18 protein-coding genes and 3 pseudogenes are annotated in these 25745 nt (G+C 61.0%); 17 read left to right on the plus strand and 4 right to left on the minus strand.

Going from position 1 to position 25745, the window contains the following annotated elements:
- Window positions 1-142 precede the first annotated feature (142 nt).
- From RPF88_RS26020 to RPF88_RS26035, 4 genes are all read right to left on the minus strand, one after another.
- A complete protein-coding gene (locus RPF88_RS26020; protein ID WP_024505651.1) occupies window positions 143-1702 on the minus strand; it encodes an E2 ligase fold family C protein in 1560 nt (519 codons plus the stop codon).
- 3 nt (window positions 1703-1705) lie between these two features.
- Window positions 1706-2092 carry a Mov34/MPN/PAD-1 family protein gene (locus RPF88_RS26025; RefSeq protein ID WP_236383243.1) on the minus strand — a complete coding sequence of 129 codons (387 nt, stop codon included), beginning with the start codon at window positions 2090-2092 and terminating at the stop codon, window positions 1706-1708.
- A gap of 98 nt (window positions 2093-2190) precedes the next feature.
- Window positions 2191-2808 (minus strand): putative metal-binding protein, encoded by a 618-nt coding sequence (locus tag RPF88_RS26030; RefSeq protein ID WP_024505653.1) that lies wholly within the window; start codon window positions 2806-2808, stop codon window positions 2191-2193.
- Entirely contained in the window at window positions 2801-3097 is a 297-nt protein-coding gene (locus tag RPF88_RS26035) for a DUF2604 domain-containing protein (protein ID WP_024505654.1), read from the minus strand. The genes RPF88_RS26030 and RPF88_RS26035 overlap by 8 nt, the downstream gene beginning before the upstream one ends.
- 902 nt (window positions 3098-3999) lie before the next feature.
- On the opposite strand from RPF88_RS26035, the pseudogene RPF88_RS26040 reads away from it, so the two are divergent.
- From RPF88_RS26040 to RPF88_RS26120, 17 genes and pseudogenes are all read left to right on the plus strand, one after another.
- Window positions 4000-4893, plus strand: a pseudogene (locus RPF88_RS26040) (terpene synthase family protein); the annotation flags it as partial.
- Between the two features lie 88 nt (window positions 4894-4981).
- Window positions 4982-6026, plus strand: a pseudogene (gene fni, locus RPF88_RS26045) (type 2 isopentenyl-diphosphate Delta-isomerase).
- Between the two features lie 86 nt (window positions 6027-6112).
- Window positions 6113-6344 (plus strand): annotated as a pseudogene (locus RPF88_RS26050) (IS5/IS1182 family transposase); the annotation flags it as partial.
- A gap of 667 nt (window positions 6345-7011) precedes the next feature.
- Window positions 7012-9318 (plus strand): S9 family peptidase, encoded by a 2307-nt coding sequence (locus tag RPF88_RS26055; protein WP_337123457.1) that lies wholly within the window; start codon window positions 7012-7014, stop codon window positions 9316-9318.
- An 833-nt stretch (window positions 9319-10151) separates the two neighbouring features.
- A complete protein-coding gene (locus tag RPF88_RS26060) occupies window positions 10152-13616 on the plus strand; it encodes a Ulp1 family isopeptidase (protein WP_063169234.1) in 3465 nt (1154 codons plus the stop codon).
- Between the two features lie 219 nt (window positions 13617-13835).
- A complete protein-coding gene (locus RPF88_RS26065) occupies window positions 13836-15860 on the plus strand; it encodes a conjugal transfer protein TraG (RefSeq protein WP_063169233.1) in 2025 nt (674 codons plus the stop codon).
- A gap of 116 nt (window positions 15861-15976) precedes the next feature.
- On the plus strand, window positions 15977-16390 hold the full coding sequence (locus RPF88_RS26070) for a CopG family transcriptional regulator (protein WP_063170364.1): 414 nt from the start codon (window positions 15977-15979) through the stop codon (window positions 16388-16390).
- On the plus strand, window positions 16387-17355 hold the full coding sequence (trbB, locus tag RPF88_RS26075; RefSeq protein WP_024502850.1) for a P-type conjugative transfer ATPase TrbB: 969 nt from the start codon (window positions 16387-16389) through the stop codon (window positions 17353-17355). Before RPF88_RS26070 ends, trbB begins: the two co-directional genes overlap by 4 nt.
- A gap of 12 nt (window positions 17356-17367) precedes the next feature.
- Window positions 17368-17676 (plus strand): TrbC/VirB2 family protein, encoded by a 309-nt coding sequence (locus RPF88_RS26080; protein WP_024502851.1) that lies wholly within the window; start codon window positions 17368-17370, stop codon window positions 17674-17676.
- Window positions 17676-17948 carry a VirB3 family type IV secretion system protein gene (locus RPF88_RS26085; protein ID WP_024502852.1) on the plus strand — a complete coding sequence of 91 codons (273 nt, stop codon included), beginning with the start codon at window positions 17676-17678 and terminating at the stop codon, window positions 17946-17948. Before RPF88_RS26080 ends, RPF88_RS26085 begins: the two co-directional genes overlap by 1 nt.
- Window positions 17942-20392 (plus strand): conjugal transfer protein TrbE, encoded by a 2451-nt coding sequence (gene trbE / locus RPF88_RS26090; RefSeq protein WP_063169232.1) that lies wholly within the window; start codon window positions 17942-17944, stop codon window positions 20390-20392. Before RPF88_RS26085 ends, trbE begins: the two co-directional genes overlap by 7 nt.
- Window positions 20389-21114 (plus strand): P-type conjugative transfer protein TrbJ, encoded by a 726-nt coding sequence (gene trbJ / locus RPF88_RS26095; protein ID WP_024502854.1) that lies wholly within the window; start codon window positions 20389-20391, stop codon window positions 21112-21114. Before trbE ends, trbJ begins: the two co-directional genes overlap by 4 nt.
- 33 nt (window positions 21115-21147) lie before the next feature.
- Complete coding sequence (gene trbL, locus RPF88_RS26100; RefSeq protein WP_063169231.1) at window positions 21148-22470, plus strand: P-type conjugative transfer protein TrbL; 1323 nt, start codon at window positions 21148-21150, stop codon at window positions 22468-22470.
- The gene (gene trbF / locus RPF88_RS26105) at window positions 22471-23202 is read left to right on the plus strand and encodes a conjugal transfer protein TrbF (protein WP_063169230.1); all 732 of its coding nucleotides are present in this window, start codon (window positions 22471-22473) and stop codon (window positions 23200-23202) included. It abuts the gene before it with no gap.
- A 1-nt stretch (window position 23203) separates the two neighbouring features.
- Window positions 23204-24229, plus strand: coding sequence for a P-type conjugative transfer protein TrbG (gene trbG / locus RPF88_RS26110; RefSeq protein ID WP_164548809.1), 1026 nt, complete (start codon window positions 23204-23206; stop codon window positions 24227-24229).
- Complete coding sequence (locus RPF88_RS26115; RefSeq protein WP_063169228.1) at window positions 24226-25440, plus strand: TrbI/VirB10 family protein; 1215 nt, start codon at window positions 24226-24228, stop codon at window positions 25438-25440. Before trbG ends, RPF88_RS26115 begins: the two co-directional genes overlap by 4 nt.
- Before the next feature lie 12 nt (window positions 25441-25452).
- Entirely contained in the window at window positions 25453-25695 is a 243-nt protein-coding gene (locus RPF88_RS26120; protein WP_024502859.1) for a DUF2274 domain-containing protein, read from the plus strand.
- Window positions 25696-25745: the final 50 nt, after the last annotated feature.

The following is a 25745-nucleotide window of genomic DNA, read 5'->3' on the forward strand; positions in this document are numbered from 1 at the left end:
TGCTGGATCATCACGTCGGCAACAGGGATCATGCGCGGAGGACGATAGGCCGGCAAAGGAGCGGGCCAAGCGTGTGATAATGGCGCCCATGGTCACGCCCACAAGCCGCGCCCCCTGCGTCTACGGAGAGGTGCGCGTCTGTTTAGGCGGCCGAGACATCGCTTACCTGATCAACGCGCTCGCCGTATTTGCGCCTGTAAGCGGCAATGAAATCGTCGTCGCTACAGATGCAGCGGCCGCTGGAGTCCTTGGCCTTCGGATCGTGCAAGTGAGAGCCAAGGGGGCGCAGAAGATTCACCCGAGTGCTCGTCGTCGGGCTCATGGGAAACCCCGCACTATGTTTGACCAAATCCGCGGCAAGCATAATCCCGGCAAGCACCGACTGAAAGGCCATCGGAACCACAGTTCGAACGCGGCGACTTCCTTCGCTAAGCTGGAACACCAGACCGCCGCAGATAGCCTGCTGATAAAAGGAGCGCAGGGGCTGGCCGACAAACGGGGCTAGCGGTTCAAACGGCACAGCCATCGCTGTAGCCACGCGAACTACAAAGTCGTTGGGAACTCCGGCATTGGTCTGCAGGAGCGTTTTCACCTGCTCGTGTGCTTCCGGTATTCCGAGTTCCTCGGCAATCAGCTGGTGCTCGTCCTTGGATTTTCCGGATGGCAGGTACATGCAACAAAGGCAAGCCTGGCCGTCATCGAAACCATGCCGGGAGATACCGAGATCGTGCTCCTGCGTCCAAGCGTTTGCGATCCATCGCGGCAGTGCACCTTGGACAGCCAGACGGTCGGCGGCGGTGTCAAGCGCCACACCCACTTGGTCGAAGACCCAATTGCCCCGGCGCGCAACATATTCTGCCCACGTCAGAGGGTGCGCCTCGACCTCAAGGGCAGTCGATCTAAGGGCGGTGGCTGCAAGAACCGCTTTGGACATACCAATCTCCGCCTGGCCAGCCAATGCGTAGCGCTGCAGGTTTGAGAGTTCGATCGCTTCGTGATCGATTACATGCAGACGACCTTTGAGATCGGGTTGTCTCGCTAGCGCCCAAAGCGAGCCATGGCCTATCGCACCGAGCCCAACGAGGTGGGTTTCGCCAAGGTCGACTGGGAAGTCGATCGGGCCAGGCTCTCCGGCTTTGGTCTTGTCGTAGCTGCATAGCGAGAGGTCGATGGTTTCGTCCAACTCGGCGCCGGTCAACTGGGCAGCGAAGATAGTTCGAAAGACGTTGGCGGCGCCGAAGCAACTGGCGGCGCCAGCTCCATAAGGCAGCAGACTTGGGCCAGAGCCCACCGGGTCCGTACGCGACAGCTTTGCCGCCCAACCGTCCGATCCCACGAAAAAGATCGGGCACCGGAGTGATGGGCGCGTTACCCCTGCAACGACGCAGACGGTGGCAGACTTGCCGGAACGCCGGATGCCGACTTTTGGATTGATCGACTTTGCCAAGCGCTCCAGCGCTTGGGCTTGAGAGCTCGCCGCGCTGTCCAGCGGGAGTATCGCCAGAACCGGGTAGAGCCTAGCGAGCAATCTCACCGCAAGATCTAGTGTCGCCTGGCCTTCGGCGCAGGAAGCGGCCTGATGGTCGAAGGCGACTGCCACGACCTGCTTTTCAAGAGCTGCTTTGAAGTCTCCCAGATGAAAATCGGCCAGGACCTGAGATGCCGCCGTGGCGGCGCGATCGATGAAGTTAGCGAATGCCATTGTTCAACTCGATATCATGATCATTCGCGACAGTGCCGCGGGAGGGAGCGCATTCCATTTGGCCTTTTCGTCAAGCCGATAGGCGGCGACCCGAGCAAAATCGAAAGGCTCGCGGGCGAAATTCGGCACTACCAGCGACAGACACCCAACCGTGGTAGCAACCGCATAAGCGTCGTCCGTCGTCGAATGGTAGGCGCGGCCCGGATGGCTGTGAATCTGGGCCAAGAGTTTCAGGCCGCTTTTGTAGAGCCAGACATTGAGCCGGTGCAGTTCTTCGGCCGCAACGATCACGCAAACGCCATCGTTTGTCCGAATGTGACGCTGCGCCGGGATAACCGTCTCTGTTACGGCAAAGTGCCGCTCTTGCTGAACGCCGACCCAGAGCGCCATCCCCTCATTGCCCTCGCGACCAACTGAGCGCAGATGCCCATGCGTGGTCGAGATGCAGCCGCGCGGGAGAGTCACGATCGTTACATCTCTCAAACCAGTCATTCTTGTATCGCCTGAGGGGATACCACCATTCCTACGATTGTCGGTTGGAGTTGAATCTGCAACTGCTCTATAGGAACGATTCCGTACTTGATGATCTTGTCCAGGATGAAGGCCAAACAGCCTTCGCCAGAACCCCGATGAAGCAGCCATGGATCACCTGAATGGGCTGGATTGTCGTGGTATTCCCGGACGCCCGCCATGCACAGGAATGGTTCGTCCTCGGGACTGTTGGCCTGGATGAAGTCCGTCAGCGGCACGGCGTTCTGCTGGATGAGAGCTCCTATCATCTCCGGCGGCGTTCCGGGCAGCGGCGGACGTCTAAGCATTTTCAGGTATAGATCTTTCCGGGCAATCGGATGACGCGTAAACGGATCGACGAAGACCACGGACGGTGGTCTTAAGTCGTAGTCGGTGAAGTCGACCTCGCTCGCTGCGCTGACCACCCGTGGCTTTAACTTGGGGCTGGCGAAAATGAAGAAAGCGCGCGGAAAGGTCGCCTCGATCAAGAAGCAGCCCTGAGCCCGATAGACATCAGCATATGGCCGGAACCGGCCGATCTCCCGATCAAACTTCGCTCGGGAGACCTCCGGATCCACACTTTGGTGTTTAGGCACCTGCGACGCCCGCCTTCAGGCTGAGGAACAGGGTCACAGTATTCGGGAAACCGAAGTCGCCAAGCTTCTTGTCGACATCGAGCAAGTTGCCGGCCTCATCCTTGAATTCCCAATTCTCGGCTGGTTGGGCGACATTCTGCGTGTTCTCAAGGGCTTTGGTACGAATGACGTGAAGCGGCTGGTTGGGATTGGCTTCGACCTGCGTGGGCTGGCCGTTCACCACCACCGTGATCTCGATCTTGCCCGGTCCGCCGCCGTGATTATCGCCCTTACCCGAATCCTTCGACATTGTCCTACTCCTGTGGCTTGCCAACCGCCCCACGCCCTGGCGCCCACCTGCGAGTGAGACCGGCGGTCTTCAATCGTTCACCCGGCGCCACGGCCGCGAGTACGCGAAAGACAGGGGATAAGCTACCGAATCGGTGCTTGCCTTCTTTTATGGGTGACTTGAGCCGCAAGTAAATGGTCTCAAATTGCTCCTCACAACTATAATCGATTAGAGCAATGCAAAAATATTGGCGACACGCCTATTCATCTGCTCTCTCACTCGCCTGCTCCGTGCTTGGCAAGGGGAGCTTTGACTGCGTCACGCGTCCCCCAAGCAGCCGATTGCGCCGGCAGCGCCGTAGGAACCGTCGTTCAGAGTCTTCACCACTCAAGCAGCCGCATGGATGCAGCCGACGCTCGTCTCCACAAACAGCGCAAGTGGTGCCTTGTTGGATAAGGTCGCCTCGTCCCTGGTGCAGCATCTGTCGGAACGGGTCCGCTGCGAGACCATGCCTCATCATCGCGCATGCGCAGCAGCCGGCGGTCGATGCTCGTAAGGCGTTCTGCTCATTTCGTGGCGAAGGCGCTGCTCGACTCGCGGACATATGCGGGCACCGAGGCGGAGGCTGACCAGTCGGCGCCGCGTTCGCGGATGTCGCTTGCAATGTGCTCGCGTGCGTTTGCCGCCGGCGACCTTGCCGTCCTCGCCTGCTATGGCGAGCCGGCGCAAGCGGATTGCTCGATACTGCCGGCGAGGCTGCGGGCCGGTCCTAACGGCCGTTCACAAGAGCTTGCATCAGCAACTGGCAATCGGATCGATAACTTCGCGATCGCCGTTATGGCGCGGAGATGCGGTCTCGCCGGGTTGTGGCTGGCGCTTCGTTGTGGGCGGCGCGTCGTAGCCGAGGGAGCAGGGGCGGCGCCATGATCCAGACCGAACGCGCGCTGCAGCAGGTGCTTGAGTGGGGGCGTGCCCTGACCGGTTTCGCGGATGAGCATGCTGAGGAAGCGGTAAGGGGCGGCCAGTATATCCTGCAACGCATTCACCCGAGCCTGCGCGACACCAGCGCCCGCACCGGCCGCGATCCGCAGGACGAAACGCTGATCGTGGCGTTCTATCGCGAACTGGCGCTGCTGTTCTGGCTAGACGATTGCAACGACGTTGGCCTGATCGCGCCGGAGCAGCTCGCCGCCCTGGAGCAGGCGCTGGGGCACGGCGTACCGTGCGTGCTCTCCGGATTCGAGGGCTGCGCTCAGCTGCGCGCTTCGCTGGCTGCGCTCGCTTACGATCGTCACGACTATGCTCGGCTTCTCGACTATACCCGGTGCTACTGCGCGGCGCTGCGCGCCGGACACGCGCAGGCGGCAGGGGCGCGACGCTGGTCTTACGCCGAGTACCTGCACAACGGCATCGATTCGATCGCTTACGGGACCGTGTTCTGTTGCCTGTCGCTGCTGTGGGGGCTGGACATGGCGACCTTGCGCGCGCGTCCAGCGTTTCGCCAGGTCCTGCGGCTCATCTCAGTGATAGGGCGCCTGCAGAACGATCTGCATGGACGCGACAAGGACAGGTCGGCCGGCGATAACGCGGCGATCCTGCTTCTGCAGCGCTATCCGGCTATGCCTGTGGTTGAGTTCCTCAACGACGAGTTGGCCGGCCATACGCGCATGCTGCACCGGGTGATGGCGGAAGAATGCTTTCCCGCGCCGTGGGGACCGTTGATCGAGGCGATGGCGGCGATCCGCGCGCAGTACTACCAGACTTCGACCAGCCGCTATCGCAGCGACGCTGCAGGGGGAGGCCAGCGTGCGTCGGCCTGGACGCGCCGGAGGCGGCGGCTTGGGCGCGCTGCCGTCGGTTCGATCCGACGCAACGCCGTCGCCCGCTGCTACGGATGGAGCGAGCATGAGCGACACCGCCCTGAGCCGGGGAAGGACGAACATCTGGACATCGTGCTGGATCGGCGAACGGCGCCGGCCACGGTGGCCGCTGGCTGGGAGTACATCCATCTCGAACACTGCGCACTGCCCGAGTTGGACCTGACGCAGATCGACCTGCGCGCCTCGCTGCTGGGCAAGGCTATGCGCGCGCCGCTGCTGATCAGCTCTATGGCCGGCGGCATGCCACGGGCCGAGGCCATCAACCGGCATTTGAGCGAGGCAGCGCAAGCCTTGGGGATCGCCATGTGCGGTTCGCAGCGTGTGAGCCTGCAATCCCGCAACTCCCAGGGGCTAACGCGCGCGCTGCGCCGCCTGGCGCCAGACATTCCCTTGCTGGCCAATATCGGCGCCGCGCAACTGCGGGAGGCCGACGGCCTGGACCTGGCGCGTCGCGCGGTGGACGCGCTGGAGGCCGATGGGCTCATCGTCCATCTCAATCCGCTGCAGGAAGCGGTACAGCCGGAGGGCGACCGCGAACTGGCGCGGCGTCCTGGCGCTGATCGCTGGCGCCGCGCGCATCGTGGGCGTGCCGATGGTGGCCAAGGAAGTGGGGGCGGGCCTGTCCGCCTCGGTGCCTGTGCGCTCGTCGAGGCGGGCGTGGCGGTAATCGATGTCGCCGGCGCCGGCGGCACCAGTTGGGCCGCAGTGGAGGGCGAGCGCGCCCGCAATGCCGCCGACCGTGCAGTGGCGATGTCATTCGCCGATTGGGGGATTCCACCCTGACCAGCGTGCAGGCGGTGCGTCGGGCGCTGCCAACGGTGAAGCTGATCGCGTCGGGCGGGATCCGCGATGGCGTCGACGTGGCCAAGGCCATCCGCCTGGGCGCGGACATCGCCGGGCAGGCGGCCAGCGTGCTGGGCGCGGCGACAGTGTCCACCGGGGCCGTTGTCGCGCATTTCGAGATCGTCATCCGCCAGTTGGCCGTCGCCTGCTTCTGCACGGGCTCGGCTGATCTGGCGGCGTTGCGTCAGGCGCGCTTGTTGCCCTCGTCGCATTTGTCCGCCGGTTGATGTCGGCGTCGTCCGCACGCTAACAGCAGGCTGCTGAAATACCTACGCCAAAGACAGACTATTGATCCCCCTGGCGAGACGGCTCGATTGACGGGAGCGATGTGTTCATGGAGCAGCTGTTCACGATGAAGCGGTTGGAAGATTTCGTTCCAGCCGGTCATCCTGGTGCCCGCACCGGCTGATGATCAATGGAGCGCTGGTGCGGCTAGACGGCATCCTTTCCGGCATGTACGCCTGCAGTGCCAAAGGCGGTCGCCCCAGCGTTGCGCCGGAGAAATTGCTGCGGGCCGTGTGTTGCAGGTGTTCTACAGCGTCCGTCGGAATTGATGCAGCAGGTGCTGCTGTGGCAAGGCCAAGACCCGGGAATGCCGTCAGCTTTGATCAGGCGCTTCGGGCCGTCGGAAACGCGCGAAGAGTCCGGCTTTCGAAAAAGGCCGAACGCCTCAGATAAAGCCAGAACTCCTTGGGTCACCATCAAACCAATTTGACGCCCCGGGACAATTTCGTCCGGCATTGTCCGGTGTGCGACGATGTTGGGGATGCGACATAGGCGGATTGCCGTGTATTTAAACCGCTTTTCCTTTGGCACGCATATTGCGCCCTATCGGTAAACCTCGTCATGGGCCGGCGGCAATCGCTCGGAGATTGTCGAAATAGCACAATGATTTCTGCCGGGGTGACATCCGGCCCGACTAGAGCAGGACCTTTCAGATGATGCAGAAAAGCAAGCGGCCATACTCGCGGGGAAATAGTCGCGTCAGGGCTGCATGGACGCTCTTTCCTGGTTGTTTCGGCGGCGGACGCCAACTCTTCAATCGGCACCCGAACCAGTGCCTGGATGTCCAAGGAGCGCCCCTGTTGCGCGTGCCTGGCTGCACCCGCGTGCTGGCTCTCCTCCAAGGCGACGCTTCGGCGCTGCTGCAGACCGGCGACGAGAACCCAACTTCAAAATTAGCATTCCGAAAACCGAAAGAAGTGAACAGGTATGTCCAGGATCGGCGCTTTGGCGCGCGCCGCATGGCGATCGGCAACTCAGACGCTGGCCAAGGGTTCGAAAAGTTTACACCCGACGCTAGCGCCGGCCGATTTCAAGCGCGCACTTACGATCAACGATCGATATGGCGGGCTCACTGTCAATGTCCCCAAAATGCCTTTCTGGCTGACCGGGGGTGAAGCCTTCGTCTACCGCCGGACTAGCCACGGCGAGCAGCAGTTCATGCAGGTCGATGCTGCCACGGGTTTCAAGCGGCCCGCTTTCGATCAGGCGCGTCTGGCGGCAGCGCTAAACAAGGTGAGCCATGAGAGCTATCAAGCCGGCAATCTTCCGTTCGACCGTTTCGAACTGAGTGAGGATGGTCGCAGGCTCGACTTCCAGATTGAAGACACCCGGTGGAGCTGCGACCTTGCAAGCTATGACTGTACCAGCACCACATTCGATGCAAGGAAAGGGGACCGTAGGGAGCTCAGCCACCGCTACACGCCGCCAGCGGAGAACAACCCCGACAAGAGCAACGCGTCGCCCGACGGCAAATGGATCGCCTATATCAAGAACTGCAACGTTTTCCTGCGCAGCGAGGACGGATTGCAGGATGTTCCTCTGAGCCGGGACGGAGCCGAAGGCAATTGCTACGTCTTTTCGACGCTGAGCTGGTCGCCGGACTCGCGCCACCTCGCCGCTTACCTTGTTCGCCCCGGCTATAGGCGAGAGGTCCGCTACCTCAATTCTTCGACGGACCAGTTGGAGCGGGAATATTCAACAAAATTCTATCCCAGGCCGGGCGATGTCCTTCCGCTGCCCCAGCCAGTCCTGTTCGACATTGCCGGCCGGCGCCAGATCGTGATTGACGGTGCCCTCTTCTCGAACGTCTTCGAACTTTCCCCTCTCCGGTGGTGGGCGGACAGCCGCGGCTTCACTTTCGAATATAACCAGCGCGGGCATCAGCTTTATCGCCTGGTCGAGGTAGACGCCGCCTCGGGCCGCGGGCGCTCCCTGATCGATGAGACCAGCGAGACATTCGTTGATTATTTGCCGCTGGGGCATGGCCAGGAGGATGCCGGAAAAATCTTCCGTTACGATGTCGATGACGGGAAGGAGATCATCTGGGCATCAGAGCGCGACGGGTATGAGCATTTGTATCTTTTCAACGGCCGGACAGGCGCGCTCGAAAACCAGATCACGCGAGGTGAGTGGGTCGTCCGGAGGGTCAACCATGTCGATCCGGTCAAGCGTCAGATCTGGTTCGAGGCGAGCGGGATGAACTCGCAGGAGGACCCCTATTGGGTCCATGCTTACCGCATCGGCTTTGACGGCAAGGGACTGACTGCACTGACGCCCGAACCGGCCAACCACCATATCGAGTTCTCGCCTGACAGGCGCTATTATGTCGATCTCTGGTCACGCATCGATCTGCCCCCGCGCATGGCACTCTACCGCGCCAGCGACAATGCCAAGCTCCAGCAGATCGAGACGGCCGACATTTCTGAGCTCGTCGCCGCAGGCTGGCAGCCGCCGCTCAGTTTCCATTCCAAGGGGCGCGACGGCAAAACTGACATCTGGGGCGTGCTCCACCTGCCAGCCAACTTCGACCCGACGAAGAAATACCCGGTTGTGGAGAATATCTATGCTGGACCCCACGGCTCCTTCGTCCCAAAATCCTTCTCGCGGTGGACAGAGCCGCTCACGCAGCTGGGCTTCGTCGTTGCTCAGATCGACGGCATGGGCACCAACAACCGCTCCCGCGCCTTCCATGATGTTGCTTGGAAGAATCTGAAGGACGCAGGATTTCCCGATCGCATTCTGTGGCACAAGGCGGCGGCCGCGCAATATCCATGGTACGACATATCCAACGTCGGCATTTTTGGCGCATCCGCCGGCGGCCAGAGTGCAGTCAGCGCGCTGCTCTTTCACCCCGATTTCTACAAGGTCGCCGTCGCCAAAAACGGCTGCTTCGACAACAGGATAGACAAGACCTGGTGGAACGAACTTTGGATGGGGTGGCCGGTCGGCATTGAATATTCGCAATCCTCCGCCGTTGACAATGCTCACAGGCTGCAGGGCAAGCTGATGATCGCGGTCGGCGAAATGGATGATAATGTCGATCCGTTTTGCTCGTTCCAGCTTGCCGATCGACTCATCAAGGCAGGAAAAGATTTTGACATGGTCTACGTTCCTGGTGCCAATCACCATACTCTAGGCACCTACACCGAGCGCAAACTCCTAGACTTCTTCGTTCGCAACATTCTCGGTCAGACCCCGCCCGACTGGAACACCAAACCGATCGAGCTGGAATAGCTTGTGGCTCTTGCAATTGTTAGCTCGCCTTATCAGCTGTAATCAGGGCGAGGCGCGAGCAAATCTGCACCGAAGGACGATCGTGGAGTCTAGGACTTGCGCTGCGTATTGAGGATCGGCTCGCCGCGACGTTGGTCTGAGCAAACTGCTTGATAGGCACGCCTGCAGACCGCGTGTGTGCGATTGCAAGATCCCCTATCAGCCTGGTGTGAAGCGTTCAGGGGAAAAGCCGCACCCAACGCCGCTTCCGCTCGCCGTAACGCTACGGCGGTGCGGCCCACCGATCCGCTCGACGAGCATTGGAACACATAGGTCCCCGAACGGACGATTGCCTTGGCAATAGAAGACCCTCGTCGGTCATCGCCGCTGTGGGTGGCAGCCCGTCGGTCTGGAGCTGCCACGATTCTCATCCTCGCGTCACATATGAGCTGAAGCTTTCCGGATCGGGTATCCAATCGGCATCCAGTTGCTCGGCGATATGGTTGAATTCTGCCCTCAGGACAAGAGTGAGTAGAGCAGCCCCGCTACGAAAATCCCATCCTGGTTCGTTTGACGCATCGACTATTCAGATTGATTGGCGTGATACCCGGCGCGGCCGCAACACGCGAGGCCGTCAACCGCTGAGCAGAAAACCAGCCTTCGCCTTCCGCGGCGGCGGACCTCGTCAGCCTCTCGAAAGCTTGCCTGAGTAGGTTGCTCATGTGATCTGTGGAAGTGAGGATAGCGTGCACCCGTACAAACTAGACATTCATCGTGGCAGCTTGGCTGCAGGTGCAGCACGCCGTACCGCACGAGCAAGCGGACAGGCCGGCCAAGCCGGTTTTGAGCAGCACTTGGGCGAACTGCAGGCGGCGGACGAGTTGATGGGTGCGCTAGGCGAGGAGGTCCTCGTCAATGGCTCGCATGGTAAAGGTGAGTTGAGACCAACGAAGAGGCAGAGGATCCAAAGCAATCTGCAGCATGCTGTCACTGAGCGGCAACCAGGTGAGGTTGGCAACTCAGGCGCTCGCGTGATGATGCAACTCCCCACCGATCAGGTGGGTACATCGGAACGGGAGGCGCAACTTGTGATGCAGGGGGACGAGCACGAATACACCCCAGCACCGCATCTCGACGGGTCGATGCCCTCGACAGTGCAGCCGGATCGTCCAATTGTGGTCCCCGACGGTGCCGACAAGCGTCCTGTTTATTCCAACGATGCCACCGCCATCGAAGGGCTGAAGTCAGCACTCCTTGCGGGTAAAGCCAGGCCGGACACGGTCACTCGCAGCACAAATTCTCTTTTCGGCTTTAGTCGTTGGCTCTTTCAAAACAACAAGCCAGGGCTTGCTGCTCGGCTTTACCATCCGTCGCTGAGCCAGGATCTCGAGGAGTACGAGAGTAGGGGTGGTTCCTCCACCGTGGCTGGCGCACTGCGTCAATTGATGAAGTCGATGGGCGGAGCCGGCCCGATTGTGGGTCGCGCTGTCCTGAACCCCCATCCTGACGACGCCGCGCTCACCAGACATTTCAGATCCGCGAGCGGCTACGCAACTGCTCTTAACCATTTCAGTCATTACCTACGTCAAAATGACAAGCTCGGAATTGCGGGTCGCATTTACGATAAATCGCTGGATAAAGATGTTGAGAGCTACAAGGCCGCCTCCTCTAATGGTGGAGCTCCGATCGAATCTGCGCTGGTTTATCTCCGCAAGAACCCGCCGCGCGTTATACTCGGGAATCATCTGGAAAACGCGGTCAGCATGGAGGCTCGTCCCCGTGGCGACGCTGCTCAGCATACCGCACCACAGCAGGGATTCGATTGGCCAGAGGAGCTCCTGCCGGTAGGTTATAAGGAGGGCACCGATCTACCATTGTCTCTCGCCCCAACCGCGCACCAACACCAAGCGCCCGACTTTGGAGAGGCCGTCCCTCACTTGAACTGGCGCCACGGCGACCAGGGCGCCCCGGAGGAGCTGGTAGCTGCACGGGACAGGAGCAGCCCGCTGCCAAGCGAGGCGGTGCCACATAAATCTGGACGGGGACTCGCTACGCAGCCCAGATTGTGGGCGGAGAAATCCGCCTCGCCAGAGCTCTTTCGACGGCGGGCGGAGCAGGCTCTGCCGGCGTCCGCCAGAGGTGTGGAGACATCCTCCGCGGTTGATGAAGCCGCGCAGGCCGCTCGCCAAGCTTTGGCTTGGTTGCAGCAGGAGATGGAGGGGATCGAACCGATGCAGGATCCTCATGAGGTGGCTACACCGGAATGTGAGGCGCAGCTCGTCAGGCAGAGGGATGAGCACGAATCCACCCCAGCACCGCATCCCGGAGGTGGTGGGTCGATGCCCTCGACAGTGCAGCCGGATCGTCCAATTGTAGTCCCCGACGGTGCCGACAAGCGTCCTGTCTATTCCAACGATGCGACCGCTATCGAAGGGCTGAGGGCAGCATTCCACGCGGGTAAGGCCAAAGCGAACACGGTCACTTACAATGTAAATTCTCTTTTCGGCTTTAGTCGGTGGCTCCTTCAAAACAACAAGCCAGGGTTTGCTGCTCGGCTTTACCATTCGTCGCTGGATCAGGATCTCAAGGAGTACGAGAGTACGGGTGGTTCCTCCACCGTGGCTGGCGCACTGCGTTACCTCAAGAAGTCGACAGGCGGAGCCCCGATTATGGCTCGCCCTGTCGTGATCCCCTATCCTGACGATGCCGAGCTCATTAGAAATTACAGAGCCGCTTCGACCAAGGAGTACCTGGCAGCGCCTGCGACCGGACGGAATCCAGATACCGTGGGCGGCTATACAAATTTTCTTAGACATTTTAGTCAGTACCTGCGTCAAAATAACAAGCTTGGGATTGCGGCTCGGATTCACGACAAATCGCTGGATAAAGATGTTGAGAGCTTCAAGGCTGTCTCCTATGGTAATAGGCTAAGTATCAGTTCTGCATTGGCTCACCTCCGGGATATCCTGCCGCGCATTGTGCTCGGGCGCGAAACTGTCCTTTCTGCTCATCCGGCAGACGCAGTCACCAGGCGCGTTGGGGCCGCTGCTGAAGCTGGGCCAGCGGCACCGGCAAGAGCTCCCCAACCCGCCTCGCCAGCAACCGCTAGGCTGCCAGGCACCTACCGCGGCCTTCCACTGGTTGATGTGACCACACTGACTACCAGTTCCTCTGGGGCTCAGATCGGGGCGCTCGATCCGACAGCCCCGTCCAACGTTGCAACGGGGCGGGTGCTCGGCGCCGCCGAATGGCTGAGCGACGCCCATATCCAGAGAGATTACAATTTGCTGGAGGGGCAACTGCAGGGGATCAATCCGGCGCTCGCTGCCCGGACTCGGCTGGTGGATCCTTCCGTATCCCATCTACTGCGACACACGTCGCCGCAAGACGCTCGAGGCATATTGCAGTCCATCTATAATCAAAACAACGCCACAGCCGACTTCCTGTTCTTGCCAGTGAATAATGGCACGGCTACTAGCCCCGGCACCCATTGGTCGCTGCTGCTCGTTGATCGCCGCGACCCGGAAAGGCGGTTCGCCTATCACTACGACTCCCTCCAGCGAGAGGGATATAACGACGTGCCTGCAAAACAGCTCGCAGGACTGCTGAATGCCACCTTGGCGCCAGCCCCCATGGCCAGACAGACGAACCATTATGATTGCGGCGTATTTGTCCTGGAGGGCACGTGGGCGCTGGTTGAACGATTGGTGAAAGGGCAGCGGCCAGACCACGAGCCGCTGCCCCTCGACAACCTCGTTGCCGATCGGCAGGCGCTGCAAGACCGGCTAAGGAGGCGCTTGCCGCACGAGGAAGAGCCGCGGCAGCTGCTGGAGGATGAACCCGCCTCCCCACCGATGATGGCATTCGAGCCAGGGGAACTGCGGCAACTGTTGGAAGACGAGCCTGCCTCCCCACCAATGATGGCGTTCGAGCCAGGGGAACTGCGGCAACTGTTGGAGGACGAACCTGCCTCCCCACCAATGATGGCGTTCGAGCCAGGGGAACTGCGGCAACTGTTGGAGGACGAGCCTGCCTCCCCACCAATGATGGCGTTCGAGCCAGGGGAACTGCGGCAGCTGTTGGAGGATGAACCCGCTTCCCCACCGATGATGGCGTTCGAGCCAGGGGAACTGCGGCAACTGTTGGAGGATGAACCCGCTTCCCCACCGATGATGGCGTTCGAGCCAGGGGAACTGCGGCAACTGTTGGAAGACGAGCCTGCCTCCACTTGGGCACAAATCAATTCGACCCCACATGCGCGAGCGGACGGTGTTCATCAGCCAGCCCAGGCGCCGTGGCTCCCTGAACGCAGAAGATAACTTTGCGGAGGAGCGGTCACGCAACTGTCGGCGGCGCCGGGCCTCAGGGTGAATGGAAAGGATGGAGTGGCGGATGGTGTCGCGTGAAGGCGCAACACGCGTGCTGACCGACCTGCATACGTAGGAAGTCGTTCATTGCTCCCAAATCGTATGTGAGGAACATTCCTGTCCCGGCTGCGCCGCGCGATGCTAGGTCGCGTTGTTCAGCGGGCCAAGCCGATGACACCTACGAAGCTACTGATCGGGCAGATCGCCGTTGTGTGCGCAATTGTCATTATCGGCGTATGGACGGCAACCCAATGGTGCGCTCAAATGCTGACCTACCAGACGCCTCTCGGCGCACCATGGTTTCTCTTCGCCGGCTGGCCAATCTACAAGCCGTGGAAGCTGTTTGAATGGTGGTTCCACTTCGATGCTTATGCGCCGGAGGTCTTCGACAAAGCCGGTACGCTTGCAGGCGCCAGCGGATTCCTGGGTTGTGCCGCCGCAATCGCTGGCTCGCTTTTGCGCGCGCGACAGCGCGGGTCGGTTACGACCTATGGGTCTTCACGGTGGGCCACGACTCATGAGGTCGAGACGGCAGGGTTGTTACGGCCGGCGGGCGTTTTCCTCGGTAGGCTGAACGATCGCTATCTGCGCCATGACGGCCCGGAGCACGTCATGGCATTTGCGCCGACGCGTTCGGGCAAGGGCGTGGGGCTGGTTGTTCCAACGCTACTTTCCTGGACCGGGTCTGCCATCATTCATGATATAAAAGGCGAAAATTGGCAGTTGACCTCCGGCTGGCGGTCGAAATTCTCGTACTGCCTTCTGTTCAATCCGACCGACCCGAGATCGGCACGCTACAACCCGCTGCTGGAGGTGCGCAAAGGCCCAGATGAGATCCGGGACGTTCAAAACATCGCCGACATCCTCGTCGATCCCGAGGGCGCGCTGGAGCGACGGAACCACTGGGAGAAGACCAGCCATTCACTCCTAGTTGGCGCCATTTTGCACGTGCTCTACGCTGAAGAGGACAAGACGCTGGCCCGCGTCGCCACCTTCCTGTCGGACCCGCAACGCTCGTTTGCCGCAACGCTACGGCGGATGATGACGACAAACCATCTCGGGACGGGGCATAACCCTCAGGTCCATCCCGTAGTGGCCTCGGCGGCTCGCGAACTCCTGAACAAGTCGGAAAACGAGCGCTCAGGCGTCCTCTCGACCGCCATGTCCTTTCTCGGGCTTTATCGTGATCCAACGGTCGCGGCGGCCACTTCGTCCTGCGACTGGCGCATCGCTGACCTAGTGGATGGAGAGCGACCGCTGTCGCTCTATCTGGTCGTGCCGCCTTCGGATATCTCGCGCACCAAGCCTTTTGTGCGACTGATCTTGAACCAGATCGGCAGGCGGTTGACGGAGCGTCTGGAGGGGGACCCGAAGAAGAGCCGTAAGCATCAGCTGCTCATGATGCTGGACGAGTTTCCGGCGCTCGGTCGCCTCGACTTCTTCGAAACGGCGCTCGCCTTCATGGCAGGTTATGGCATTCGCTCCTATCTGATCGCACAATCTTTGAACCAGGTTTCAAAGGCCTATGGCGAGAACAATGCTATTCTCGACAATTGCCACGTGCGAATTGCCTTTTCCTCCAATGACGAACGCACGGCCAAGCGCATCTCGGATGCCCTCGGCACCGCAACCGAACTTAGGTCGATGCGCAACTATGCGGGCCATCGGCTTGCGCCCTGGCTTTCACATGTCATGGTGAGCCGCCAGGAAACCGCGCGCCCGCTCCTGACGCCAGGCGAGGTGATGCAATTGCCGCCGTCAGACGAATTGGTCCTGGTTTCTGGGTTGCCGCCGATCCGCGCCAAGAAGCTGCGCTATTATCAGGATCAGAATTTCACAGATCGGGTGCTGCCTGCGCCGGTGCTGCACGACGGACCCTATGCGGACTGCCCTGCATCACGCCCGGACGGCTGGACTGGACAAGTGTGCAGCGTCGATAGCCGACTTGCTGCGGACGAGGAAAGCGCCGACGCGCCAGTTGAAGACGAGGGAGGCGTTCAGCAGCAACGCCATCCAAGCCTGCCCGAAGAAGACGTTGTTGTCTCTCAAGAGCCCGATCAGGCCGATCTGTACAAGCCCGCAGACGATGACAGCGAAGCGCTCGCGGACAAGCGTGTCATGGATCGGATTTCCACTGCGGCCCGCGTCTACGGTATCAACGAGGGCAGGGGCGACGATGTCATTCCCGGCTTCTGAAGTCCGCTGAGTTGCAGAGCGCACCTCAGCGTAGATAACGGCCATAAGCAATTTTGAGCGTCTGGCCGATGCTTCTCCCGTCGCCGGCGCAACGCCGGGCCGTCGGAACGATCCGCATGAAGCCGCACCGCATTCGCCATCAGTTTCTGCTTGAGCCGGAGCTCAGCGAGAAACTGGACAACCTCAGTCGCGATCCGTCAACGACCAAATCAGCGATCGTGGGGAAGGCGATCGAGGCGTTCATCGAGCGGCGTGGCGAGAGCGAGTTCGATCGGCGCTACGGCGTAAGGCTTGACCGGCTCTCCCGCGATCTTGCCCACGTCAGGCGCGATTCCGAGGTGATCCTGGAGAGCCTGGCGCTCTTCATCCGCTTTTCGATCACCCTTCACGCCCACACGCCGGTCCCGGATCGGGCAACGCAGGCTATTGCCCAAGAGCGTTTCGAGAAATTCGTTGAGAAGGTCGGCCGCCAGATCGCTTCCGGCAAAAAGTCGCTTAGCAAAGACAATGGTGGGGGAGGGGAAGGATGAGCTCTCATCCCGAGGCCGACCACCGGCGGCGTGTCATGCTGCGCACCGCCATGGGTCCGGCAATCACCGAAGCCCTGGCCGATCCGTCCGTCATCGAGGTGATGGTCAATCCCGACGGCGCGCTGCGACTCGACCGGTTAGGCGAAGGTCGGGTCGATACCGACGTTCACATGCACCCGTCCGAGGCAGAACGTATCATCCGCCTGGTTGCTTCGCACGTGCGCGCCGAGGCGCACGCCGACAACCCGATCGTCAGTGCCGAATTGCCGTCTGGCGAACGCTTCGAAGGCCTGCTGCCACCTGTGGTGTTGGCGCCATGTTTTGCCATCCGCAAGCCCGCCGCGAAAGTCTACACCCTGGCCGACTATGTTGCCGAACGCATCATGCTGCCGCTGCAGGCCGATGCGCTGAAAAAGGCCGTCCGCGAGCGGCGCAACATGCTGATCGCCGGCGGCACTTCCTCGGGGAAGACAACACTCGCCAACGCTCTGCTGGCTGAAGTCGCCGAATGCGACGATCGGGTGATCCTGATCGAGGACACACGCGAACTGCAGTGCGCGGCCAGGGACTGCGTTGCCCTGAGAACAAGGCGGGGCTCGGTCACCCTTGCCGATCTCGTGCGCTCGACGCTGAGGCTCAGGCCGGACCGCATCATCGTGGGCGAGGTGAGGGGCGCGGAAGCGCTCGACATGCTGAAGGCATGGAACACCGGGCACCCAGGCGGCATCGCTACCGTACACGCCAATTCCGCGCGCTCGGCTCTCTATCGCATTGAGCAACTCGCCCAGGAAGCGGTGGTCACCGTTCCCCGCCGGCTCATCGCTGAGGCGATAGATCTGATCGTCTTCATAGCGGGACGCGGCTCGTCGCGCCACATCGACGCAATCGCCGAGGTCACCGGTCTCGACGGCAGCGGCGATTACGCCGTTGCCCCGCTCACGCTTTCGCAACTCCAGCAGCTTTGAAAGGCCTTCCTCATGCGCAAGAAGCTTCGCTTTCTTTCGTCCACAGCGCTCGCGTTTCTTATCACGGCCCCGGTTTATGCCGCCGGCTCCGGCATGCCGTGGGAGCAGCCGCTGCAGCAGATCCTGGAGTCCGTGCAGGGACCGGTCGCCAAGATCGTTGCGGTGATCATCATTATCACCACCGGCCTGACGCTTGCCTTCGGCGACACCGCCGGTGGTTTTCGGCGCCTGATTCAGATCGTCTTCGGTCTGTCGATCGCCTTCGCGGCATCGAGCTTCTTCCTCTCCTTCTTCTCCTTCGGTGGTGGGGCGCTCGTCTGATGGCCGCCGGGGAGCAGCATATCGAGGGCTTCGCAGTACCGGTCCACCGGGCGCTGACCGAGCCGATCCTGCTCGGCGGGGCTCCGCGCGCGGTGGCGATCCTCAACGGTACAGTGGCCGCGGCCATTGGCTTCGGCTTGCAGCAATGGATTGCTGGTCTGGTGCTTTGGATCGCAGGCCACTCGTTAGCGGTGTTTGCCGCAAGACGCGATCCGGACTTCGCCAGCGTGCTTGTGCGCCACCTACGTCTGAAGGGGTGGCTTGCATGCTGAACCTTTCGGAATATCGAAGCAAAGCCGACCGGCTTGCCGACCATCTACCCTGGGCTGCCTTGGTGGCGCCCGGCATCGTGCTCAACAAGGACGGCAGCTTTCAGCGGACGTTGCGGTTCCGCGGCCCGGATCTCGAAAGTGCGACGGAGGCTGAACTCGTCGGCATTTGCGCCCGGGCGAACAATGCTCTCAGACGCCTTGGCTCTGGCTGGGCATTGTTCTTTGAGGCCGAGCGCACAGAAGCGCTGGGCTATCCGAACTCGCATTTTCCTGACGCCGCGTCGTGGCTGGTCGACGAAGAACGCCGCGCTGCTTTCGAGGGGAAGGTAGCGCACTACGAGAGCCGCTATCATCTGACCTTGGTGTTTATGCCACCGCCGGACGCCCAGGCGCGCGCAGAAAGCACGCTCGTCGACTCTCATTATTCCCGAGGAGAAAGAGACTGGCGCCAGGATCTGGCGAGGTTCCGTGACGAGACCAACCGCGTGCTCGATCTCTTCTCGGGTTTCATGTCCGAAGTACGCGTCCTCGATGATGCTCAGACGTTGACCTACCTCCACGGCACGATTTCGCCTCGTCGCCATCCTATCATGGCCCCGGAAACGCCGATATATCTGGATGCAATCCTGGTCGATGCGCCGCTTACCGGTGGCCTGGAGCCGATGCTGGGTGAGCAGCATCTTCGCACACTGACCATCCTCGGCTTTCCGAACCTCACCCGGCCCGGAATCCTCGATACCCTCAATCATCAGGATTTCGCCTATCGCTGGATGACGCGCTTCATTCCGCTCGAGAAAACGGAAGCCACGAAGACGCTGACGCGATTGCGCCGGCAGTGGTTTGCCAAGCGCAAATCGATCGTGGCAATCCTACGCGAGGTCATTACCAACGAGCCGGTCCCGCTTGTCGATAGCGATGCCGACAACAAGGCGCTCGATGCCGACGAAGCCCTTCAGGCATTGGGCGGTGATCATGTGAGTTTCGGCTATCTCACCACCACCGTGACGGTGTGGGGCGAGGATCGCCAAGCCGCTGCAGAGAAGCTTCGCGCGGTCGAGCGCATCATCAATGGGCTCGGCTTCACCACGATCCGAGAAGGCGTCAATGCGGTCGAGGCTTGGCTCGGCTCATTGCCTGGCCATGTCTACGCTAACGTTCGCCAACCGCTCGTTCATACATTGAACCTTGCCCATCTCATGCCGCTGTCGTCGGTTTGGGCCGGTCCTGCGACAAACGAGCATCTCGCGAAAGTCACCCAAACCGAAGCGCCACCGCTTTTCGTTGCCGAGACCAGTGGGTCGACACCGTTTCGGCTTTCCACCCACGTCGAAGATGTCGGCCACATGCTGGTTGTTGGTCCGACCGGCGCCGGCAAGTCGGTTCTGCTTGCTCTGATTGCTCTGCAGTTCAGGCGCTACGCCGGCGCCCAGGTTTATGTCTTCGACAAAGGCAATTCGGCCCGTGCTGCAACACTTGCCATGGGTGGAGAACACCACGCGCTAGGAGCGGACGGTTCCCTTGCCTTTCAGCCACTGCGCAGCATCAACGACCAGGCTAGCCGAAGCTGGGCGGCCGAATGGATCGCCAGCCTTGTTGCCCACGAGAACGTCACCGTCACGCCGGAGGTGAAGGAGGCTATTTGGTCAGCGCTGGCCAGCCTTGCCACCGCGCCGGCGCAGGAACGCACACTGACCGGTCTTTCGGTCCTGCTTCAATCCAATGCGCTGAAGACCGCATTGATGCCCTACACGCTCGACGGTCCCTTCGGCCGCCTGCTCGATGCCGATCATGATGGGCTGGCCTTGTCGGATGTGCAGTGTTTCGAGACCGAGGAGTTAATGCACAGCCAAAGCGCTTTGCTGCCGGTGCTTACCTATCTGTTCCAGCGACTTGAGGAACGGTTCGACGGACGGCCCACGCTGATCATGCTCGACGAGGCGTGGGTCTATCTCGACAATCCGCTGTTCGCCGCCCGCATCCGCGAATGGCTGAAGGTGCTGCGAAAGAAGAACGTGTCGGTTGTCTTCGCTACGCAGTCGCTGGCTGATATCGCGGGCTCTGGCATAGCGCCGGCAATCATCGAAAGCTGCCCGCAGCGCATTTTCCTTCCCAATGATCGTGCCGTGGAACCCCAGGCGCGCACAGCCTACGAGCGCTTCGGTTTAAGCGAGCGGCAGATCGAATTGATCGCCCGCGCCACGCCGAAGCGTCAGTATTATCTGCAATCGCGCCGCGGCAACCGTCTGTTCGAGCTCGAGCTTGGCCCCATCGCTCTTGCGCTTTGCGGTGCTTCCGATCCGGCCACGCAGACTCTGATCGACAGGATCATGTCCGAAGACGGGCAAGGCAGCTTTGCCTCGCAGTTCCTGATCGCGCGCGGCCTCGATTGGGCCGGCGAACTTCTCAAGCAATTCCCTCAACCAGACAAGGAGCAATTCTCATGATGCGGCGACGCCTTCTCTCCGGCCTGATCACCGTTTCCCTGATCGCCAAGCCTATGGCCGACTATGTGCAGCCCGCCTACGCCCTTATCGTGTTCGATCCGTCCAATTATGCGCAGAACGTGCTGACGGCCGCGCGCGCATTGGAGCAGATCAACAACCAGATCCAGTCGCTGCAGAATCAGGCGACCATGCTGCAGAACATGGCGCGCAATCTTCAGCGTCTGGATTTCTCTTCCGTTGGCCAACTCACCGGTTCGCTCCATCGCATCGACGGCTTGATGGACCAGGCGAGTGGCCTCAGCTTTGATCTGGGCAAGCTTCAAGACCAGTGGCGCAGCCAATATCCGGAAAGCTACGACGCCACGATCAAAGTCAGCGATGTGGCGAGTGCTGCGCGGGAGCGTTGGCAAACCGCCATGCAGGCGTTCCGCCAGACCATGGGTGTCCAGTCGCAAATCGTCGAGAACGTCCGCGCCGACGGCGATCTGCTCGCCGATCTCGTCAACCGCAGCCAAGGGGCGGCCGGTGCGCTTCAGGCAAGCCAGGCCACCAACCAGCTGATGGCGCTTTCGACAAAACAGCAGATGCAGATCCAGACGCTGCTCGCAACGCAGTTTCGAGCTGAGGCCGAGGATGCCGCCCGCAAGGCCCAGTCAGACGAAGCCGCCCGCGAGATGACGAAGCGATTCTTGGGTACCGGCTCGGCTTATCCCGGCAATTAATCACGAGTTCATCACGACGAGAAAGGCAGCGGCATGAACGACCTTGGCGTCATCGATCGCTTCATGGAGACCTTCATCCGCTACATCGACAGCGGGTTCGGTCTGCTATCGGGCGACCTCGCCTTCCTCACTACCATTCTGATCGGCATTGACATCACACTTGCCGGCCTGGCGTGGGCGCTCGGCGACGAAACCAGCGTTCTCGGCCGGCTTGTCCGCAAGGTGCTCTATGTTGGCGTCTTCGCCTTCATTCTGAACAATTTCAAGAACCTCGCCGATATCGTTTATCGTTCTTTTGCCGGTCTCGGGATTAAGGCGTCGGCCGGCAATCTGTCGGCAGACAATCTCTTGCGCCCGGGCCGCATTGCCGCGACCGGTTTCGAAGGTGCTTGGCCAATGCTTGACCAAGCCAGTCAGCTCCTGGGCTTCCCGGAAATCTTCGGCAACGCACTGACCATCTTCGTGCTGCTGATGGCCTGGTTCCTGGTCATCATCGCCTTCTTCATCCTTTCCATCCAGCTTTTCATCACCATCCTTGAGTTCAAGCTCACCACGCTGGCAGGTTTTGTTTTGGTTCCATTCGCACTTTGGAACCGTTCAGCGTTCCTGGCCGAACGCGTGCTCGGCCATGTTATCTCGTCAGGCATCAAGGTGATGGTGCTCGCCGTCATTGTCGGTATCGGCTCCACGCTCTTCGGGGAGTTCGCTTCCGCATTGCAAGGCAAGGAGCCGGATCTTGCCGGTGCCATGTCCCAGGTACTGGGCGCACTGGCATTGCTTGGCCTTGGCATTTTTGGGCCGGGGATCGCGTCGGGTCTTGTCTCAGGCGCACCGCAGCTTGGGGCGGGCGCCGCCCTCGGCACGACCGCGGCGGCAGCGGGTGTATCACTCGTTGCTGGAGGCACAGCATTTGCTGGCGCGCGTATGGCAACCAGCGGCGGTGTCGCCGCCATCCGAGCCGGCACAACAATGGGATCGGCTGCTTCCACGTCATGGCAGATCGGGCGCGCAACCTCGCCCGACGCTGGCCTCTCCGGTGTGGCTGCTGGAATGCATGGTGTAACCAGTGCAGCTGGCGGCGCCGCTATACGCATAGCGCGATCCGCCACTGCAAGTGTTGGGCGCAACGCCGATGCCGGGCGCGATGCCGCGTGGACCGCGACCGGCGGCACGCCGACAGCGCCAATGACCGAACGCTCTGCCGGTTCGGCCACTGTTTCGGCGCCGACGTGGGCAAGGCGCCTACGTTCTGAACAGACCGCCCGTGCAAATCGCCACGCTGCCATGCAAGCTGTCCGAGACGGAGACCGGCCGGGAGGCAGCGCCACCCCCTCTCTCAACGACAAGGATGACTAGATGCTCTTCAAGCGACCCGTGCACCGTTACGGCAAAACACCCGAACCGGTCACGCCGTATCAAAAAGCCGCCCAGCTGTGGGACGAGCGCATCGGCTCATCTCGACTGCAGGCCAGGAACTGGCGGATCATGGCCCTTGGCTGCCTGGCCTTGGCGACCGGGCTTTCCGGCGGACTCGTATGGCAGTCGATGCAAAGCCGTGTCGTGCCTTATGTCGTCGAGGTCGATGGCTTCGGCGAGACGCGCGCCGTCGCGCCGGCGATCCGGAATTATGAGCCCTCGGATGCTCAGATCGCCTGGCATCTCGGCCGCTTCATCCAGAATGTCCGTTCCGTTTCCACCGATCCGGTTTTGGTACGGCAGAACTGGTTGGCAGCGTACGACTTTGCTAGCGATCGCGCAGCGCTCTTCCTCAACGAATACGCCAAGGCGAACGACCCCTTCGGTCAGATCGGAACGCGCAGTGTTTCGGTACAGGTCACCAGCGTGGTCAGAGCCTCCGAAAGTTCATTCCAGGTCAAATGGACCGAGCAGGTGTTTGAGCGCGGAAGCCTTGCCAGCACGATGCGCTGGACTGCGATCCTCACGATCGTGATTCGCTCGCCAAGCAATACGGATCAGCTGCGCAAGAATCCGCTCGGCGTCTTCATCAATGCCATTGACTGGTCACGCGAGCTCGACAGCGCCGTCCCAACCCCCCTTTCTCCGACGGAGTCCACCAATGAAAGGTAAAATGTCACCGATTCGTGCCGTGCTGATCCTATCGGTGTCGGCAGCGGTCGTTTCCGCTTGTGCATCGAAGAAGGTGCCGCCGCCTGAGATTTCCTATGACGCTGCCGACTTCAAACCGGCCGCGATCGAAAAGGCGCCGGAGAGGCCGATTAGAATTGTCGAGGTGCCAAAACCACTGCCGCTGCCTGGCCAAATGCAGCCCGAGCCCGGCAAGGCCGAGGACAAGCGCCCCCCTGAAGAACGCGTCGCTGATGCCAACAAAGCCGCGACCCAGCAACCCACCAAGTACGGGTATGTTAATGCCGTGCAAGTCTACCCCTTCACCGATGGCGCGCTTTATCAACTCTATGCCGCGCCGGAGCGCGTGACCGACATCGCTCTGCAGCCGGGCGAGAAACTAACCGCCGTGTCGGCTGGCGACACCGTGCGCTGGGTCATTGGCGATACCGCAAGCGGCACCGGTGACAATCAGCGCACCCATGTTCTGGTAAAACCCTTCGCGCCGGGTCTTGCCACCAATGTCGTCATTACGACGGACCGGCGGACCTATCATTTGCAGCTTCAAAGCACCGAGAAGACCGCAATGGCGGCAATCTCCTGGACCTACAGCCAAGACCAGATCATCGCGCTTCGCCAGCGCAATGCTCAAGCCGAGGCAGTTACACCGGTCGCGTCGAATATCGCGCTCGAAAACCTTCGCTTTCGCTACTCAATCAGTGGCGACACACCGCCCTGGAGACCGACGCGAGCCTTCGACGACGGCAGCAAGGTCTATATTGAGTTCCCTCGTCGCATAGATCAGGGCGAGGCGCCACCACTCTTCATCGTCGGCGCAGATGGGAGCAGCGAGCTCGTCAACTATCGCGTGCGCGGCAACTATTACATCGTCGATCGGCTCTTCGCCGCGGCCGAACTTCGCCTCGGCACCAAGCGGCAGCAGGTGATCCGCATCAGCAGGATTGACGGCAGGCAACCGCAACGGCGGATCTCGCTCTTTCGCGGCAGCCGGCGAGGTGAGGACTCATGATCGAAAATTCCCGCTCTGGCATCCCGCCGAAACTGGATCCCGAGGAACTGCAGCTTCGGGCCTCTCCCCGCCGCGTGGTGCGGTTCAGGCGCGGTGTGATCATCGCGATCGCAGCGCTCGGATCCGGCGCTGTCTTCGGCGTTACCATGATCGCCCTCCAGGGGCCGGCCCTTCGCATCAGGGATCAGGCGGAAGATCTCTACAACACTGAGCGCAAACCAACCGCCGAGGGGCTCGATACGCTTCCCCATGACTATTCCGGCATGAAGCCGAAGCCTCCCGTCCTTGGGCTACCTTTGCCGGGCGACCTCGGCCGCCCCATCCTCGAGCGGCAGCGCCAGCTCGGCATCGTGCCGGGCCAAGACATCTCGGCCGAGGAGCAGCGTCTAGCGCAGCAGGCGATCGAAGCGCGTGAATCGCGGGTGCTTTTCCGCGTCGAAAATCGAGCTCAAAAGACAGATGTCGGAGAGAGCGTGCAAACTGCTCAGCATCCATTTGAGGCGCTTCCCCAATCCGAAGCAGGACGCGCGTCAGCCTCGGTGGCGGCGGCGGAAGGCGACCAGAACAATCAGCAGCGAAAGCTTGATTTTCTCAGCCAGCGGAGCACTGGCGGGATCTACAATCCGCATGCGCTGCAGACGCCGATCTCGCCATATCAACTGATGGCTGGCAGCGTGATTGCCGCCAGCCTGATCACCGGCATCAATTCCGATTTGCCGGGCCTTGTCGTCGCGCAAGTCACCGAAAATGTGCACGACACGGTCACGGGCAACATATTGCTGATTCCGCAGGGCTCACGTCTTATCGGCGTCTACGACAGCGTCGTCGCGTTCGGGCAAAAGCGAGCGCTGCTGGTCTGGCAGCGCATTCTGCTGCCCGACGGCTCGTCGGCCGAAATCGACAATCTGCCCGCGAGCGACACCGCCGGCTACGCAGGGCTGGAAGACGAAGTCGATTTCCACACTTGGCAGATGATCAAGGGAGTGGCGCTTGCCACATTGCTCGGTGTCGGCACAGAATTCAGCCTCGGCGAAAACGAGAGCGATCTGGTCAAGGCGATCCGGGAATCAGCCCAGCAGAACGCCAGTCGAGCCGGCCAGCGCATCACCGAAAAAAACCTCAATATCCAGCCCACCATCGTCGTCCGCCCAGGTTGGCCACTGCGCGTCATCGTGCACAAGGACATCGTGCTGCGGCCATACGCCAGTTGAGCAGGAGTTATCATGGCTGACCTGAAACTTGGAAAACTTCCGGACCGAACAGCTTCGAAGATCACCATTACCGTCAGCGCGGAGCTGAGCCAAACACTCAAGGAGTATGCTGCACTTTACCGTCAGACCTATGGTCAGTCTGAAACCGTGGCAGAACTCATCCCTTTCATGCTGGCGGCGTTTCTGGAAGGCGACCGAGCCTTTGCCAAGGCCAGAAAGGAACGTCTGCCGACGGAGCTTGCCGGAAAATCGTGACTCCTCCGCTAGGGCAGCTGGAACATTGCCTAGCTGTCGCGACCTACCTG

Origin of the sequence: Mesorhizobium sp. ISC11 (genome assembly GCF_037162595.1) — a bacterium.
Classification (GTDB): Bacteria; Pseudomonadota; Alphaproteobacteria; order Rhizobiales; family Rhizobiaceae; genus Mesorhizobium; species Mesorhizobium ciceri.